The organism is Thioalkalivibrio sp. ALE25, from assembly GCF_000377285.1.
Classification (GTDB): domain Bacteria; phylum Pseudomonadota; class Gammaproteobacteria; order Ectothiorhodospirales; family Ectothiorhodospiraceae; genus Thioalkalivibrio.
On the sequence record NZ_KB897932.1, the window covers coordinates 41,265 to 58,244 of the forward strand.

The window sequence follows — 16,980 nt, forward strand, 5'->3', positions numbered from 1 at the left end:
GGACGTGCGATACGACGTTCGATCGGTTCTTCGCCCGTACATGGGCCAGAACCGGCTGTTCCCGGGACGGGATCGTCCCCCCTAACGTGCCAGGCGTCGCAGCCGTGCCAGCATGCGATTCCACAGCCGCGCCTCCTGATGCGGCACCCCGGACGCGTAGTGACCCGCCCGGTCGATGGAGCGCGTAACCAGCGTCATCGCGTGGATCGTCACGTGATCCGCAATGGAAAGATGCCCCAGGATCCCGGCGCCGCCCCCGATCGCGCAATGGGCCCCGATACGGGCACTCCCCGCAATGCCCACACAGCCGGCAATGGCAGTATGGTCGCCAATCTCGACGTTATGGGCAACATGAACGAGGTTGTCGATCTTCACACCGGTGCCGATGCGCGTCGCCTGCAGCGCCCCGCGATCAATGGTGGTATTACCCCCGATTTCCACATTCGAGCCGATCACGACGCGGCCCAGCTGCTCGATCTTCTCCCAGCCGTTGCCGCCGGCCGATGCGAAGCCGAAGCCGTCGGCGCCGATCACGCAGCCGCTGTGCAGGATGCACCGTTCCCCGACCTCCACCCCATCGAGCAGCGTCACGCGCGGGTGCAGGAAGGTGCCGGCCCCGATGGTGACGCCCTCACCGACCACACAATGCGCGGACACCACGGCCCCCGCGCCGATCACCGTCCCGGCACCAATCACGGCGCCAACCGCGACGCTTGCATCGGCCGCCACCGAAGCACCGGGATCGACAAACGCACCCGGATGTACGCCCGCGGGCCGCAAGCGGCGGCGAGCGCCGAGGCACTGACTCGCACGCGCATAGCCCAGGTAGACATCCTGCAGCACAATCAGGGACCGCCCGGGAAACACAGGCAGGTCCGCGGTTGCGGGCACCAGGATCACGCCCGCGGCACAGTTCTCGATTTCTTCGGCATGCCGGTCGGGGTCGGTGACGAAACTCAGATCCCCGGGTCCGGCTGCGGCCAACGGGGCCAGCCCCGCAACCCGCCGCTCACCCTCGCCGACAAGCCGCCCGCCCAGGGTTTCCGCCAGCTCCCGGGCGGTATACCCGCCGTCAGTCGCGCTGCATTGCGGCAAGGATGTCGTCCGTGATGTCGATGCGATCACTGGCGTAGAGCACGTTACGCTCGGTGAGGATCAGGTCGATGTCGCGTTCGCGGGCGAGGTCGACGATGGCATCGTTGATACGCCGCTGGAGCTTGGCCAGCTCCTCGTTGCGACGCACGTTCAGGTCCTCGCTGAAGCTTTCCTGGGCCCGCCGGAACTCGCGCGAGCGCTGCGAGAACTCGCGCTCCAGATCTGCCCGTTCCGACGGATTCATCAGGTCCCCGTCGCGCTCCAGCCGGTCCCGCAGGCGCTGCAGCTCCTCGCGCTCCGCCACCAGCTCGGAATCGCGCGGCGAGAATTCGCGCTCCAGTTCGCGCATCGCCTCCTCGGCCTGCGGCGAATCCTCGAGGATCCGGTTCATGGTGACGAAAGCCACGTTCTGCGCGCCCGCCGCCGCCGGCAGCACCAGCCACCCGCTGACGACCATCATCACGATCACCCACCAGGCGAGCCCGGATCTCATACCGCCTCCCGATGCCCTGGCATCGTTTGCATCGACCATCTTCAGAAACTGGCCCCCAGCAGGAACTGGAAGCGCTGCAGATCATCACCCGGCTGGTCGTTGAACGGCTCGGCCACACTGAAGCTCAACGGCCCCACCGGGGAGAACCAGGTGACCGCGACCCCGGCCGACGCGCGCAACTCGCTACTATCGAAATCCGACACCTGATCGAACACGTTCCCGGCATCCACGAAAGTACTCATGCGCACCGCGTCGTTGTCGGCGGCAAACGGCATCGGGAAGAACAGCTCCGCGGACAGCGTGGTCCGGAAGCGACCCCCGTAGGGGTCGTCGTTCGAATCACGCGTCGCGGGCTGGCCATCCCGCAGCGGGCGCAGGTCGCCCAGGCGGTTGTCCTCATACCCGCGCACGGAGCGAATGCCGCCGGCGAACAGCCGTTCGTAGAACGGCACCTCGTCGCCCCCGTAGCCATCCGCATAGGCCAGCCCGGCCGACAGACTGAAGGAATAGCGATCGGACAGCCGGAAGATCTCCTGGCCCGAGTACGTCAGCTTGTAGAACTCGCGGTCACTGCCCGGAATCGCCACTTCCAGTCCGACCCGGTGCCGCCGACCTTCCGAGGCGAAGGTCGTGCTGTCCCGCGTGTCATGGACGTAGCTGGTCTCCAGCTTGTAGAGATTCGCCGAGTCACCGAACTCGTCCAGCTCGTCAATGATCTCGTCCGGCGTCCCGATGCGCGTCTCCGACGCCTCGACCGTCTCGATTTCGATGTTCTCGAAACCGGGCCGGACCTGGATGCGGTCGAATTCCGACAGCGGGATGCCGTAGGTCACGTCGAAGCCAAAGCGATTCGACGAGTACCGCGAGATGTTCGCCTCCTCGGCATCGATCTTCCGGTAGAACACGGAGAATCCGCGGCTCGCGCCGGACGGCGTGAAGTGCGGATTGGTCACGCTCATCCGGAACAGCTGGTTGACCTTGCTGGTACTGACCTCGGTCGAGAAGCGGTTCCCGGTCCCGAGAAAGTTGTCCTGGGTCAGACTGGCGGTCAGCAACAGGCCCTGGTTCTGCGAGAACCCGGCCCCCAGGGACAGGGCCCCGGACTGCTGCTCGGTCACGGTGATGTTCAGGTCCACCTCGTCATCCGTACCGGCGACCCGCTCGGTCTCCACGTTCACGCTCTGCACGAACGGCAAGCGCTGGATGCGCACCCGCGAGCGCTCGATCAGCGCGCCGTTGTACCAGGCGCTCTCCATCTGGCGCAGCTCGCGGCGATAGACCCGCTCCTCGGTGTTCTGGTTGCCGGTAATGCGGATGTTACGCACATACACGCGCGGCCCCGGGTCAACGAAGAAGGTAATCGCGACCTCACGGTTGTCCTCGTCCACATCGGGGACCGGGTTCACGTTGGCGAAGGCATAGCCCTCGCGTGTCAGCCGCTCGCTGATGCGCTCCGCCGACTCGGTGATCTGGCTGCGCGAGAACGGCGCGTCGATATCCACCTCGATCAGGTCTTCCAGCTCCTCGCGCGGGATGACGAATTCGCCGGCCAGATCCACGCCAGTCACCGTGTAGCGCTCGCCCTCGTCCACGTTGATGGTGATGAACAGGTCCTTGCGATCGGGCGTCAGGGTGACCTGCGTGGAGTCGATGTCGAACTCCAGGAACCCCTGGTCGAGGTAATGCGAACGCAACTGCTCCAGGTCTCCGGAGAGCTTTTCGCGGGAGTAATTGTCGCGGCGACTGAAGAATGCCCACCAGCGGGGCACCCCGGATTCAAAACCGCGGGTCAGCTCGCGCGTGCTGTAGCTCTCGTTGCCGACCACGTTGACCTGGCGGATCTTCGCCACCGGCCCCTCCGCGATGTCGATCTCCACGTCCACGCGGTTGCGCGGCAGCTCGACGATCTCGACGTCGATCTGGACGTTGTAGCGGCCACGGGCGAAGTACTGCTGGCGCAGTTCGCTCTCGATACGGTCCAGCATGGTCCGGTTGAACACTCGCCCCGAGCGCAGGCCCGCGGAGTTCAGGGCCTCGCGCAGCCCGTCGTCCGGGATGTCGCGGTTGCCGGAGAAGTTGATCTCGTTGATGGCGGGGCGTTCCGAGACGATCACCACCAGCACGTCACCGCGTCGCGCGATCTCGACGTCGTCAAAGAAACCGGTCTGGAACAGCTCGCGGATCACCTCCGGACTGCGACTGTCGTCGAAGGTATCGCCCACCTGCACGGGCAGATAGCTGAGCGCGGTGCCGGCGGTGATCCGCTCGAGCCCCTCGATCTCGATGTCCTCGATCTCGTACGCCTGCCCCCAGGCCGTCCCCGCCAGGCCCAGCAAGCCGATCAGGGCCATTCCTCTCAAGCTGTTTCGCGCCATGCTCTCCGCCAGAAAAAGGCCGCTCGGCAGACCCGTCGAAGACCCCCGATCCGGAGGGGCCCGTCGCCACGCCTAGCCGAACAGTCGTGTCAAATCATTGTACAGGGCCAGTGTCATCAGGCCCGCGATCGCCAGGAGCCCCACCTGCTGTCCGATGATCTGGGTACGCTCCGACACCGGGCTGCCCTTGACCGCCTCGGCGGCGTAATACAGCAGATGTCCGCCATCCAGCATCGGGATCGGCAGCAGGTTGATGATCCCGAGGGAAACACTGACCAGCCCCAGGAAACCCAGGAACGCCGAGACCCCGATCAGCGCCGAGACCCCCGCGAACTCGGCTATGGTAACCGGTCCGCTGATATTTTTAACCGACGCATCCCCGGTGATCATTCGCCACAGGATGCCGAGCGTCAGGACCGAGACATCCCACGTGCGCTGGACACCGGAAACAAAGGCCGACACCGGGCCCTGACGCACCAGGACCGCCATCTCCCGCGCCGCCGGCTGATCCGGGTCCACCCCGGCACCGATCCGGCCGATGCGCGTGCCCTCATGATCCACAGCCTCCGGCGTCATGCGCAGCTCCAGGGTTCGGCCATCCCGCTCGACCGTCACCTGCAAGTCCGTCTCCGGACGGGCACGCACGCGCTCGACCCAGTCGCTCCAGTCGGTCACCGCGTCGCCATCCACGGCCAGCACGCGATCACCCGGCTCCAGCCCCGCCGCCGCGGCGGGGCTCCCGGCCTCGACCGCGCCGATACGCGGTTCCAGCGCGGGGCGATACGGCCGCAAGCCCAGCTTGTCGAGGAACTGCCCCTCGCCCAGCAGCGCCTGGCGATCGCGCAGATCCACCTCGCGCTCGAACTCGCGACCCTCCACATCCCGCACCAGCAGGGTCACGGCCTCGCCGCGCACGGCATGATCCAGCAGCCGCAGGTTGGCCTGCTCCCAGTCCACGACCGCGCGATCCCCCACCCGCAGGATCTCCTGCCCGCGCTCGAGCCCGGCCTCGGCGGCCGGCGTCTCCGGCGCCACCTCGCCCAGAATCGGCTTGACCCCTCCCACGCCCACCATGAACATCACGGCGTACACCACGATGGCCAGGAGGAAATTCGCCGCGGGTCCCGCCGACACCACAAAGGTACGGGCCCCGAGACCCTTCTGGTTGAAGGCGCGCGGGACCTCCTCCGGCGCGACGGCCCCCTCGCGCTCATCCAGCATCTTCACGTAGCCGCCCAGGGGCAGCGCGGCGATCACGAACTCCGTCCGATCCCGTCCGAAGTAGCGCTTGTACAACGGGCGCCCGAAACCGACCGAAAACCGCAGCACCTTGACACCCATCAGGCGCGCGGCCAGGTAATGTCCATACTCGTGCACGGTCACGAGCACGCCGATCGCCACCGCAAATGCCAGCAGGCTCGTCAGAAAGGTCATGACACCACTTGCCGTGCGTTCGCCACCTGCTCCCCGGCGATCGCGCGTGCCTTCCGGTCAGCGCTCAACACCCGCTCCAGCGAGTCCACCGGCTCGGCCTCGATGGCATCGAGAGTGGCGGCGATCACCACTGGGATCTCGCTGAACGCCAGGCGTTCGGCGAGAAACGCCTCCACCGCCACCTCATTCGCCGCGTTCAGCACCGCCGTCGCCGTCCCCCCGCGCTCCAGGGCCTGATAGGCCAGCCCCAGCGCAGGGAAGCGCGCCGCTTCCGGTTCGGAGAACTCCAGCCGGCCCATGGTCAGAAGGTCCAGGGGCTCGACCCCGGATTCCATGCGCTCGGGCCAGGCCAGGGCATGGGCAATCGGTGTTCGCATATCGGGATTCCCGAGTTGCGCGAGCACAGAGCCGTCGTCATAGGCCACCATCGAGTGCACGATACTCTGCGGATGCAGCACGACCTGGATCGTCGACGGCGGTACCGCAAACAGCCAGCAGGCCTCGATCACCTCCAGGCCCTTGTTCATCATCGTCGCGGAGTCCACCGAGATCTTGCGCCCCATCTCCCAGTTGGGATGAGCACAGGCCTCGTCCGGGGTGATGCCGGCAAAGCTGTCCAGCGGACGATCGCGAAACGGCCCGCCCGACGCGGTCAGCCAGATCCGGCGGGCGCCGTGCGGTGTCACCGGCTCCGCACAGACATACCCGTTCGGCAGGCACTGGAAGATCGCGTTGTGCTCGGAATCGATGGGCAGCAGGCACGCCCCGGAGCGCCGCACGGCATCCATCAGCAAGGCGCCGGACATCACCAGCGCCTCCTTGTTCGCCAGCAACACCCGCTTGCCCGCCTCCGCCGCGGCCAGCGTGGGCAACAGTCCGGCGCCCCCCACGATCGCGGCCATTACCGCATCCACCTGCGGCGCGCGAGCCACCTCGGCCAGGGCCTCCGCGCCCGCGCGCACCTGCGTGCGCGAACCGGACGCCGCCAGGGCCGTGCGCAGGGCATCCGCAGCATCCGCATCGACCATCACCGCGATTTCCGGCGCGTGCCGGAGGCACTGCTCGCGCATGCGTTCCACATTGCGATGAGCCGTCAGGGCATGGACGCGGAACCGTGCCGGCTGACGCGCCACCACGTCCAGCGTGCTCAGCCCGATACTGCCGGTCGATCCGAGAATGGTGAGCTGCGTCGTCTTCATGAGTACCTGCGCCTGCGCGCGCTATCCCGTCACCGGCGAGGCCGGTATCAGCGCCAGCCACAACAGCCCGGCCAGGAACACCGGGGCGGCTGCAACCATACTGTCGAACCGGTCCAGAATACCCCCGTGACCCGGCAGCAAGGAACCACTGTCCTTGGACCCGGCCTCGCGCTTCAGGATGCTCTCGAACAGGTCCCCGACCACCGACACCAGACCGATCAGTACCGACAGCAGAAGGAAGACCAGCGCGTCCATCGGGGCAAGCCCCCACCCGATCGCCACCACGGTCGCGAAGGCCAGTACCGTGAGCAGGCCGCCGAATAACCCCTCGCGGGTCTTTCCGGGGCTGATATGGGGCGCCAGCGGGTTGCGGCCGAAGGCCTTGCCGGCGAAGTAGGCGCCCGTATCCGCGAGCCCCACCAGCACCACCAGATACACCACCAGCAACGGGGCCAGTGCGTGCAGCCAGACGAGGCCCATTCCGGCCGGCACCAGCGTGAGGATCGCCGCAACCGCAAACAGCGGTCCATGTCGGCCGCGCGCGCCCTCCTCGTGTTCCCGGTAGAACGGCAGCACCAGCAGGATCACCAGCCACCACAGCAGGGCCAGGCCCAGAATCAGGTAGTGCAGCGCCCCTGCAGGGGCAGTTCCAAGCGCCAGCACGGGGGCGCCCACGGCCGCGACCAGCGCGGCGCGGGCACCGTGGCCCACCAGTCCCGCCAGGCCGCCCCATTCCCAGGTGGCCAGCCCGAGCACCAGCACCACCAGGAGCAGCACGGCCCAGTTGGGGCCCCAGGCCACCAGGGCCAGGGCCGGCAGGCCCAGGGCCGACGCCGTCAGGATCCGTTGCCTAAGCACCCGTCGCCTCCCCCGGCGCGGCCGCGTCGCCCGCGGCCGGCACGCGCCCGAAGCGGCGCTGGCGGCTTGCGTACCAGGTCAGCCCTTCCTCCAGCTCCGTATTCGTCACATCCGGCCAGAAGGTCTCGATGAACAGCAGTTCGGCGTAGGCCGCCTGCCACAAGAGGAAATTGCTGACCCGGTGTTCACCCCCGGTGCGGATCAGCAGATCCACGTCCGGCAGGCCGGCCGTACTCAGATATCCGGAGAAGGCGGCTTCGGGGTCCGCTCCGCGGTCGCTGTCGGCCACCCAGCGCCGGGCCGCCTGCAGGATGTCCCAGCGCCCGCCATAGCCCAGCGCCACCACCAGGCACATGCGGTCGTTCCCGGCGGTGGCCTCCTCGGCCTCGGTCATGCGTGCCTGAAGATCGGACGGGAACGTGGCGCGATCCCCGATAAAGCGCAGCACGATACCGCGCTCGACCAGTTCCGGAAGCTCCGCCTCGATGGCGGAGACAAACAGGTCGAACAGGGCCTCGACCTCTTCCCGGGGGCGGCCCCAGTTCTCGCTGCTAAAGGCAAACAGGGTGAGGGTGCCAACGCCCTGTTCGGCAAAGAAGCGCACGGCGTTGCGCGTCGCCTCCAGCCCGGCGCGGTGGCCTTCGGATCGGCTCAGACCGCGCGCCTCGGCCCAGCGGCCGTTGCCATCCATGATGATGGCCACATGCGCGGGAAGCCCATCGCGGGGTTTGGGGATAACCGGCATCGTGCGCGCCGGTCAGACTTCCATCAACTCGGCTTCCTTGTCCGCCAGCATCGCGTCGATCTTGGCGATGTGGTCGTCGGTCAGCTTCTGGACCTGCTCCTGGGCCTTGTGCTCGTCGTCCTCGGACATCTCCTTGTCCTTGACCAGCTGCTTGAAGGCATTGTTGGCGTCACGCCGGATATTGCGCACGGCGACCCGTGCGTGCTCGGCCTCCGCCTTCACCACCTTCACCAGCTCGCGGCGGCGCTCTTCCGTCAGCGCCGGCAGCGGCACCCGGATCACGGTCCCCATGCTCGCCGGGTTCAGCCCCAGATCGGAGGTCATGATGGCCTTCTCGACCTTACCCACCATGTCCTTCTCGTACGGCACCACGGCCAGGGTGCGCGCATCCTCGGCCGTGATGTTCGCGACCTGGTTGATCGGCACTTCCATGCCGTAGTACTCCACGTGCACGTGCTCGAGCAGCGTGGGGTGCGCCCGCCCCGTGCGGATCTTCGACAGTTCGTTGCGCAGCGCTTCCAGGCTCTTGTCCATGCGCTCGCGCGCGTCCTTGATGGTGGCGTCACTCATTGCGGGATCCCTCGACCAGGGTACCCACCGCCTCGCCCATCACGAGCCGCTGCAGGTCGCCCCTGGCAAACATGTTCATTACACGAATCGGCAGGCCGTTGTCGCGGCACATCACCAGGGCCGTGGTATCCATCACGCCCAGGCGCCTTTCCAGCGCATCATCGAACGTCAGGCGTTCAAAGCGTCGGGCATCCTTGCTCTTGACCGGGTCGGCATCGTAGACACCGTCGACCTTGGTCGCCTTGATCATGATATCGGCGTTGATCTCGATCGCCCGCAGGCTGGCCGCGGAGTCCGTCGTAAAGAACGGATTACCGGTCCCGGCCGCGAACACCACGATCCGCCCCTTCTCGAGATGGCGCACCGCACGGCGCCGGATGTAGTCCTCGCAGACCTGGTTGATCCGGATCGCCGACATTACGCGGGAGAAACGCCCGGCCCGCTCGATCGCATCCTGCAGCGCCAGCGCGTTGATCACCGTCGCCAGCATGCCCATGTGATCACCGGTCACCCGGTCCATGCCGCCCTGCGCCAGACCCGCACCGCGGAAGATATTACCGCCACCGATCACGATGCCGACCTCTACCCCCATGCGGGAGAGCTCCGAGACCTCTTCGGCCACCTGCGCCAGGACATCCGGGTCCACCCCGTAGGATTGCTGGCCCATCAGGGCCTCCCCGCTCAACTTCAGAAGGATGCGCCGGTACGCGGGCTGGCTGTCCTGACTCATGGAGTTCCTTATCTCGGGCTCGTTATTCTCGCTTGCCAGTTTTTTCTGGCCATCTTATCCGGAAACGGCCGCTTCAAGCGGCCGCCCCGGGATCCTGCTGGATCAGGCGCCGCGCGCCTGAGCCATGACCTCTTCGGCGAAGTTCTCGGTCTTCTTCTCGATGCCCTCGCCCACTTCATAGCGGATGAATCCGGACACCGACGCACCCTTGCTCTCCAGCAACTGGCCGACGGTCTGATCGGGGTCCTTCACGAACGGCTGGCCGACCAGGGTAATCTCGCCCAGGTACTTGCGGATCCGGCCCTCGATCATCTTCTCGATGATGTTCTCGGGCTTGCCGGACTCCTCGGCCTGCGCCTTGAAGATCGCGCGCTCCTTGTCGAGCATCTCGGTCGGCACCTGGCTTTCGTCCACGCACACCGGGTGGCTGGCCGCGATATGCATGGCAATGTCCTTAGCCAGCGCCTCGTCTCCGCCGCTCAGGCCGACCAGCACACCGATGCGGGCGCCATGCTGGTAGAAGCCCAGGGCCCCTTCCGCGCTCATTCGTTCGAAGCGACGCACCTGGACGTTCTCGCCCACCTTGGCGATCAGCTGGGTGCGCTGCTCTTCCAGGGTCTGGCCATCCACGGTCTCGGCCATCAGACCCTCGACGGAATCGGCTGCGGTGTTCAGCGCCACCTTGGCGCAGGTGCCGGTGAAGGCACGGAAGTTGTCGTCATTGCCAACGAAGTCGGTTTCGCAGTTGATCTCGACGATCACGGCCTGCGAACCCTCGCAGGCGATCTCGACCCGGCCCTCGGCCGCAACCCGATCCGCCTTCTTGTCGGCCTTGGCCATGCCGGACTTGCGCATGGCTTCCACGGCCGCTTCCAGGTCTCCCCCGGTCTCGGTCAGGGCCTTCTTGCATTCCATCATGCCGGCGCCAGTGCGCTCGCGCAGTTCTTTCACTTGTGCAGCAGTAATCTGCATCGTTGGTGCTCCTGAATCATGCTCGGACCGGCCGCCTCGGGCGGCCGGTCCCGGTTATCAAGCGGGGTTGGCGGGCGACGCGGTGTCGTCGGAACCTTCGGCGGCGGCCGGCTCGGCGAACTCTTCTTCGCTCACGCCACCGGTGCTCACGGCGCCCTTGGCCTCGATGATCGTGTCGGCGATCGCGGCCACGTAGAGCTGGATGGCACGCATCGCGTCATCATTGCCCGGGATCACGTAGTCCACGCCTTCCGGGGAATGGTTGGAATCGACCACGGCCACCACCGGGATGCCGCGCTTCTTCGCCTCGGCCACGGCAATCTTTTCGTAACCCACGTCGATCACGAACATGGCGTCGGGCATGCGGTTCATGTCCTTGATACCGCCCAGGCTGCGATCCAGCTTTTCCTTCTCGCGGCGACGGCTCAGGGCCTCGCGCTTGTTCAGGACCTGGAAGCTGCCGTCGGCGTCCATCGTCTCGAGATCCTTCAGGCGCTTGATCGACTGCTTGACCGTGTTGAAGTTGGTCAGCATCCCGCCCAGCCAGCGGTGGCTCACGTGCGGCATGCCGCAGCGACGTGCCTCTTCCGCGACCACGTCGCGCGCCGAGCGCTTGGTGCCGACAAACAGGATCTGGCCGCCGTCGGCGGCGAGCTTGCCGAGGAAGTTCAACGCGTCGTTGAACATCGGCAGGGACTTCTCGAGGTTGATGATATGAATCTTGTTGCGTTCCCCGAAGATGTACGGGGCCATCTTGGGATGCCAGTAACGCGTCTGGTGGCCGAAGTGCACGCCGGCCTCCAGCATCTGTCGCATAGTCACGAGGGACATGAGGTTTCTCCTGTAACGGGTTGAGCCTCCACGTATCCCGATCTGAAACCCGAACCGAATCTTCTTCGCGAGCGGGCACCCGACAGACCGTGCCGATACGTGTGTGGATTAAGGTTTCGAACACCGGCCCCGCAAAGGGCGGCATCCGGCCCCGCCGAATTGCCAGCGAGGCGCGCGCTTTATAGCATAGGACGCTTACCCGAACCAAACGCCGAGCCCCTCCGGGCGCCGCGGCGGGAGCCCCCATGTCCGTTTCCATCAAGACCCCCGAAGAGATCGAACACATGCGCGTCGCCGGCCGCCTGGCCGCCGAAGTCCTCGAGATGATCGAGCCCCATGTGCAGGCCGGCGTGACCACCGGGGAGCTGGACCGGATCTGTCACGATTACATCGTGAACACCCAGGACGCGATCCCGGCCCCGCTCAACTACCGGGGCTTTCCCAAGTCGATCTGCACCTCGGTGAACCACCAAGTCTGCCACGGCATCCCGGGCGACCGGAAGCTGAAGAACGGCGACATCCTCAACATTGACATCACCGTCATCAAGAACGGCTTTCACGGCGATACCAGCCGCATGTTCGTGATCGGCAAGGCCGGCATCCAGGCCCAGCGGGTGATCGACGTGGCGCGCACCAGCATGTACCTCGGCATCCAGCAGGTCCGCCCCGGGGCGACGCTGGGCGACATCGGACACGCCATCCAGGAATACGCCGAGGCCCGGCGCTGCTCCGTGGTGCGCGAATTCTGCGGTCACGGGATCGGGCGCGGCTTTCACGAGGACCCACAGGTCCTGCACTACGGCAAGCCCGGCACCGGCATGACGCTGGAGGAAGGCATGTGCTTCACCATCGAACCCATGATCAATGCCGGACGCCGGCATACGCGCATCCTCGCCGACGGCTGGACCGCCGTGACCAAGGATCACAGCCCCTCGGCCCAGTGGGAGCACACCATCCTGGTGACCGCGGATGGCTACGAGATCCTGACCCTGCGCAAGGACGAAACCCCGCCCCAGGAGATCGCGGCCTGATCCGGGCTTTTCGCCTCCCTTACCCGCCGATTCGCACCAACAACACCACGGAGTTGCAATGAATCCTGCGGGCAGCACCCCCGGCGAACTCGATACCCCGGCCTTCACCGCCGACTGGGGCGAGGACTACCAGCGCCTGAGCCGCAACCCGGGGAACATCGCCCTGTTCCGGGACCGCCGCCGCGCCATCCTGGAGCAGCAGTACCAGGGCTTTCGCGACGGCATGCCCATCGCCGAACTGATCCATGGCCATGCCCGGCGCATCGATGAGCTGCTCAAGCTGATCTGGGCGCAGAAGGGTCTGGCCGATGACGACCGGCTGTGCCTGATTGCGGTCGGGGGCTACGGGCGCGGCGAACTGCATCCCGCCTCCGACATCGACATCCAGATCATCCTCGAGGGCGAGCACGACCGCGCGCGCTTCGACCGCATCAGCGATTTCGTCACCTTCCTCTGGGATATCGGCATCGAGGTCGGGCACAGCGTGCGCAGCATCGAAGACTGCACCCGCGAGGCGCGCGACGACATCACCGTCGCGACCAACCTGATCGAGGCCCGCTACCTGGCCGGCCATCTGGGTCTGTTCAACGACTTCCGCCAGGCCATCGAACCCGATCGCATCTGGGACTCGCGCAGTTTCTACGCCGCCAAGCTGGCGGAACAGCAGGCCCGGCATCGCCGCTTCGGCGAGACCGCCTACCGCCTGGAGCCAAACGTCAAGGAAGGCCCTGGCGGACTGCGCGACATCCAGATGATCGGATGGGTCACCAAGCGCCACTACGGCGCCGAGCGCATCGAGGAACTGGTCTCGCTGGGCTTCCTGCGCGAGGGCGAATTCCGCGAGATGATGGAGGGCCAGAACTTCCTCTGGCGCGTGCGCTTCGCCCTGCACATGCTGGCCGGCCGCCGCGAGGACCGCCTGCTGTTCGACCTGCAGCGCCAGCTGGCCAACACCTTCGGCTTCGTCGACCAGAACCACAACCGGGCGGTCGAGCAGTTCATGCAGCGCTACTTCCGCACCATCAACGACCTCGAGCGCCTGAACGAGCTGCTGCTGCAGCACTTCAACGAGGCCATCCTGGACGACCCCGAAAACCTGCAGGAACCGGTGCGCATCCATCAGCGCTTCCAGCTCCGGGGCGGCTATCTCGAGGCCGCGCACGACCAGGTCTTCATGATCTACCCGCCGGCCCTGCTGGAGGTCTTCCGCCTGTTGCAGGAACACCCCGAGATCCAGGGCATACGGGCCTCCACCATCCGCCTGATCCGGGCCCACCGCCACCTGATCGACGGTCACTTCCGGCGCAACCCGGTCTGCCGCGAGCTGTTCATGGACATCCTGCGCGCGCCGCGCGGCATCACCAGCCAGCTCCGCCGGATGAACCGCTATGGCGTGCTGGGCAACTATCTGCCGGCCTTCGGCCGCATCATCGGGCGCATGCAGTACGACCTGTTTCACGCCTACACCGTGGACGAACACACCCTGAACGTGGTGCGCAACGCGCGCCGCCTCGCGCTGCCCGAGTTCGCCCACGAACAACCCCTGGCGCACCGCATCCACGCGAGCCTGGAGCGGCCGGAACGCCTGGTCCTGGCCGCGCTGTTTCACGACATCGCCAAGGGTCGCGGCGGCGACCACTCCGAGCTGGGCGCCCACGACGCCCTGCACTTCTGCCAGCAACACGGGCTCTCGGACGCCGATGCCGGGCTGGTCGCCTGGCTGGTGCGCTCGCACCTGCTGATGTCCCTCACGGCCCAGCGCAAGGACATCTCGGACCCCGAGGTGGTCCTCGGCTTCGCACGGGAGGTCGCCACCGGCGAACGCCTGGACTTTCTCTATCTGCTCACGATTGCCGATATCCGCGGCACCAACCCGGAGCTATGGAACAGCTGGAAGGATGCCCTGCTCCAGACCCTCTACCACGCCACGCGCAACGTCCTCGATCGTGGCCTGGACACCCCGCCGGACATGGACGAGCAGATCCGCCAGACGCGCGCCGAGGCGCTCGAGCGGCTACAGCAGCAGGGCTTCGATCCGGAACAGGCACGTCGGCTGTGGGATGAACTCGACGACGAGTATTTCCTCCGCCATTCCGCCGACGAGATCGCCTGGCATGCCCAGGCCCTGCTCCCGCTGGAACCGGACGCGCTTCCGCTGATCCTGGTACGCCCCAAGACCTCGCGCGGCAGCACCGAGATCTTCGTCTATGCCGAGGATCACCCGCAGATCTTCGCCCGCATCACCAGCGCATTGACCCAGCTCGGGCTCGACATCGTGGACGCCCGCATCATCACCACGGCGGGTGGCCGCACCCTGGATACCTTCCTGGTCCTGGAGAGCGGCGGCGGCCAGACCGTCGATGCCGGCTATCGCGCCGACGAGATCCGCCACGCCCTGGAGCAGGAACTCGCCCGCCAGGGCCGCACCCCCAACCCCGCCACGCGTCAGCTTCCGCGACGCCTCAAGCACTTCGACGTGGACACCCGCATCGAATTCGAGCCGGCGCCCGGGGGCCACGCCACGCGCATGCGCCTGCGGGCCCTGGATCGACCGGGCCTGCTGTCCACCATCGGGCATATCCTTGGCGAGCAGGGTATCGACGTCCGCACCGCCCGCATCGCCACGGCCGGCGAACAGGTCGAAGACAGCTTCCTGCTGAGCCGACCCGGGCGCACCCCGCTGGACGCCGAGGCACAGACCCGACTGCGCGAGGCCCTGCTTCAGGCCCTCTGACGCCGAGGGAAACACTGATTAAGTGTTCCCCTTACGATCAGCGCCCGCGCGCCTCCAGCGGCAAGGGTTCCGGCGCCGCCGGCGAGGCCTCGCCCAGCAGGCGCGTTTCAAAGTCCGTCAGCACGCTGAATTCGACCCGTCGGGAGGCGCGGCGGTCCTCCTCGCCCTGTGCATCCAGCACCCGCCGCGAAGATGACAGGCCCACGGCGGCGACCCGCGAGCGAAACCAGTCCGCCTCCTGCAGGGGTTCCAGCTGGTAGGCATATTCCAGCACCGCCCGCGTGCGCCGCTGGCTGAGGTCCATGTTGCCGAAATAAGCCTCCAGGGGATCGTCGCTCCCGGCCCACTCACTCGACGTGTGGCCTTCGATCCGCACCTCCCGGATCACCTCGGCGAACGGGCGCAGCTGTTCGGCATAGCGCGGCATGAAATCCGCCAGAATCGCCTCGAATCGCGGCCGGATGGAGGCTGAACTGCGCTCGAACAGGACCTCCGGCTCACGGAAACGCAGCGTCAGGCTGTCGCGATCCAGCTCCGCGTTCCAGCGCGGCAGATCCTCCCGGAACTCCTCCTCGAGCACCGAATAGATCGCCGCGCGCAGCGCGGCCGCCTCGTTGCGCACCTCCGTGTGCGCGGCACTCTCGCGCTCCACCTGCACCATATGCAGCAGGGCGAGGAACAGGAAGATCATCATCAACGCCGCCATCAGATCCGCCACCGCGAGCCAGTGCGAGCCCTGGTCCGCCTCGCTGCCGGGGCCCTCGCCCCGGCGTCCGCGCCGCGCCATCCACGCAAACATCAGTTACGCCCGCCCGCTGATGCCACCGGCCGGCTCCAGCGCTGCTCGGCCGCGTGTCCGGCCTGAACGGCGTTCTCGATGCTCTCGAGCATCGCCTCCAGGCGGGCATCCATGGCCGGGAAGGCCTCGGTTGCACGATCGCGCAGGGCCGCGATGCTGCCCAGCAGCGCCTCCAGTTCGACCGTCTCGCGGCGCAGGCTGGAGAGCGTCGACTCCTGATCCTCCACGTGACGCGTGATCTGCAGGGCCTGTCCCGTCATGCGCTCCAGCGTCTGCTCGGTCTGCTCGACCCCGCTGCGCGCCTGATCAAAGGCACGCTGCAGGGTTTCCATCTGCTGACGGTACTGATCCTGCCACTCCAGCAGTCGCGCGACCGAGTCATCCAGGCGGCGGAAGTTCTCCCCGAACTGCTCGCCAAGACGATGGTTGAAATCGTGGATCACCCGCTCCAGCGCCTCGACGAGATGCGTGCTGCTCATTTCGGTGATGCGCTCGGCCATGCCGTCCAGCGCCCCGGTCAATTCCCGGTGCTGCCGCTCCAGCCGGGCATCGAGGCGCTGGTCCAGAGTCCGCACGGCCTCGACCATCGCCAGCGCGGCATCGCGTTGCTGTTCGGCCAGTTGCGCCGGATCTTTGGTGCCGTTTGTCGCCTGGGCGGGAACCTCGCGCTCCGCGAGAGTCGCGGTGGGTGTCAACACCTGCACCATCCGCAGCACCGCCGACAGGAGGATGCCCACGATACTGGTCACAAAGGCCAGCTTGAGCCCCTCCAGCAACGCGGGGATGCTCGCCTCCACGCGTCCCGCATCGAAGTCCAGCAGACCAATTGCCACCCCCAGGAACGTCCCGAGGATCCCGAGCGTGGTCAGCAACGCGGGCGCGGCCCCCTGCAGGGCCTTCGCGCGCCGCAGCGCCGTCGCGCCCAGGGCCACCAGGAACAACGCGAACAACACCAGCGCGAACAGGCCAATCACCGTCAGCGGGCTGAGCCCCTGTAGTGTCGCCAGCAAGGCCTCTGCGATCCTGTCCAATACTCCCATCCTGAATTCTCCTGCCGCACCCCGGGCACGCTTGTGTACTGCCGGTTCAAACAAGCAAGAAAAGCGCCAGTTTC

15 protein-coding genes are annotated in these 16,980 nt (G+C 66.7%); 2 read left to right on the forward strand and 13 right to left on the reverse strand.

Features of this window, described 5'->3' with window-relative positions; genetic code table 11:
* Positions 1-81: 81 nt before the first annotated feature.
* From lpxD to rpsB, 11 genes are all read right to left on the reverse strand, one after another.
* A complete protein-coding gene (gene lpxD, locus C996_RS0108265) occupies positions 82-1,095 on the reverse strand; it encodes a UDP-3-O-(3-hydroxymyristoyl)glucosamine N-acyltransferase (protein ID WP_018866986.1) in 1,014 nt (337 codons plus the stop codon).
* Positions 1,073-1,588 carry an OmpH family outer membrane protein gene (locus C996_RS0108270; protein ID WP_018866987.1) on the reverse strand — a complete coding sequence of 172 codons (516 nt, stop codon included), beginning with the start codon at positions 1,586-1,588 and terminating at the stop codon, positions 1,073-1,075. The genes lpxD and C996_RS0108270 overlap by 23 nt, the downstream gene beginning before the upstream one ends.
* A 41-nt stretch (positions 1,589-1,629) precedes the next feature.
* Positions 1,630-3,963, reverse strand: coding sequence for an outer membrane protein assembly factor BamA (gene bamA / locus C996_RS0108275; protein ID WP_369772453.1), 2,334 nt, complete (start codon positions 3,961-3,963; stop codon positions 1,630-1,632).
* 72 nt (positions 3,964-4,035) lie between these two features.
* Positions 4,036-5,397, reverse strand: a complete 1,362-nt coding sequence (gene rseP / locus C996_RS0108280) for an RIP metalloprotease RseP (protein ID WP_018866989.1) — start codon at positions 5,395-5,397, stop codon at positions 4,036-4,038.
* Entirely contained in the window at positions 5,394-6,596 is a 1,203-nt protein-coding gene (gene ispC, locus C996_RS0108285; protein WP_018866990.1) for a 1-deoxy-D-xylulose-5-phosphate reductoisomerase, read from the reverse strand. Before ispC ends, rseP begins: the two co-directional genes overlap by 4 nt.
* Before the next feature lie 21 nt (positions 6,597-6,617).
* Positions 6,618-7,454: a phosphatidate cytidylyltransferase gene (locus C996_RS0108290; protein WP_018866991.1), complete on the reverse strand. Its 837-nt coding sequence runs from the start codon at positions 7,452-7,454 to the stop codon at positions 6,618-6,620.
* Entirely contained in the window at positions 7,447-8,199 is a 753-nt protein-coding gene (gene uppS, locus C996_RS0108295) for a polyprenyl diphosphate synthase (RefSeq protein WP_018866992.1), read from the reverse strand. Before uppS ends, C996_RS0108290 begins: the two co-directional genes overlap by 8 nt.
* A gap of 12 nt (positions 8,200-8,211) precedes the next feature.
* Positions 8,212-8,769 (reverse strand): ribosome recycling factor, encoded by a 558-nt coding sequence (gene frr / locus C996_RS0108300; protein ID WP_018866993.1) that lies wholly within the window; start codon positions 8,767-8,769, stop codon positions 8,212-8,214.
* On the reverse strand, positions 8,762-9,499 hold the full coding sequence (gene pyrH, locus C996_RS0108305) for a UMP kinase (protein WP_018866994.1): 738 nt from the start codon (positions 9,497-9,499) through the stop codon (positions 8,762-8,764). Before pyrH ends, frr begins: the two co-directional genes overlap by 8 nt.
* Positions 9,500-9,601: 102 nt before the next feature.
* Positions 9,602-10,471 carry a translation elongation factor Ts gene (tsf, locus tag C996_RS0108315; protein ID WP_026279252.1) on the reverse strand — a complete coding sequence of 290 codons (870 nt, stop codon included), beginning with the start codon at positions 10,469-10,471 and terminating at the stop codon, positions 9,602-9,604.
* Between the two features lie 57 nt (positions 10,472-10,528).
* The gene (rpsB, locus tag C996_RS0108320) at positions 10,529-11,302 is read right to left on the reverse strand and encodes a 30S ribosomal protein S2 (protein ID WP_018866996.1); all 774 of its coding nucleotides are present in this window, start codon (positions 11,300-11,302) and stop codon (positions 10,529-10,531) included.
* Positions 11,303-11,547: 245 nt separating this feature from the next.
* Here rpsB and map point away from each other — a divergent pair, with 245 nt between their 5' ends.
* The gene (gene map / locus C996_RS0108325; protein WP_018866997.1) at positions 11,548-12,333 is read left to right on the forward strand and encodes a type I methionyl aminopeptidase; all 786 of its coding nucleotides are present in this window, start codon (positions 11,548-11,550) and stop codon (positions 12,331-12,333) included.
* A gap of 58 nt (positions 12,334-12,391) precedes the next feature.
* On the forward strand, positions 12,392-15,067 hold the full coding sequence (gene glnD, locus C996_RS0108330) for a [protein-PII] uridylyltransferase (RefSeq protein ID WP_018866998.1): 2,676 nt from the start codon (positions 12,392-12,394) through the stop codon (positions 15,065-15,067).
* 37 nt (positions 15,068-15,104) lie between these two features.
* Here glnD and C996_RS0108335 read toward each other — a convergent pair whose 3' ends face one another.
* The gene (locus C996_RS0108335; RefSeq protein ID WP_018866999.1) at positions 15,105-15,866 is read right to left on the reverse strand and encodes an OmpA family protein; all 762 of its coding nucleotides are present in this window, start codon (positions 15,864-15,866) and stop codon (positions 15,105-15,107) included.
* The gene (locus tag C996_RS0108340; RefSeq protein WP_038035736.1) at positions 15,866-16,906 is read right to left on the reverse strand and encodes a hypothetical protein; all 1,041 of its coding nucleotides are present in this window, start codon (positions 16,904-16,906) and stop codon (positions 15,866-15,868) included. Before C996_RS0108340 ends, C996_RS0108335 begins: the two co-directional genes overlap by 1 nt.
* Positions 16,907-16,980 lie beyond the last annotated feature (74 nt).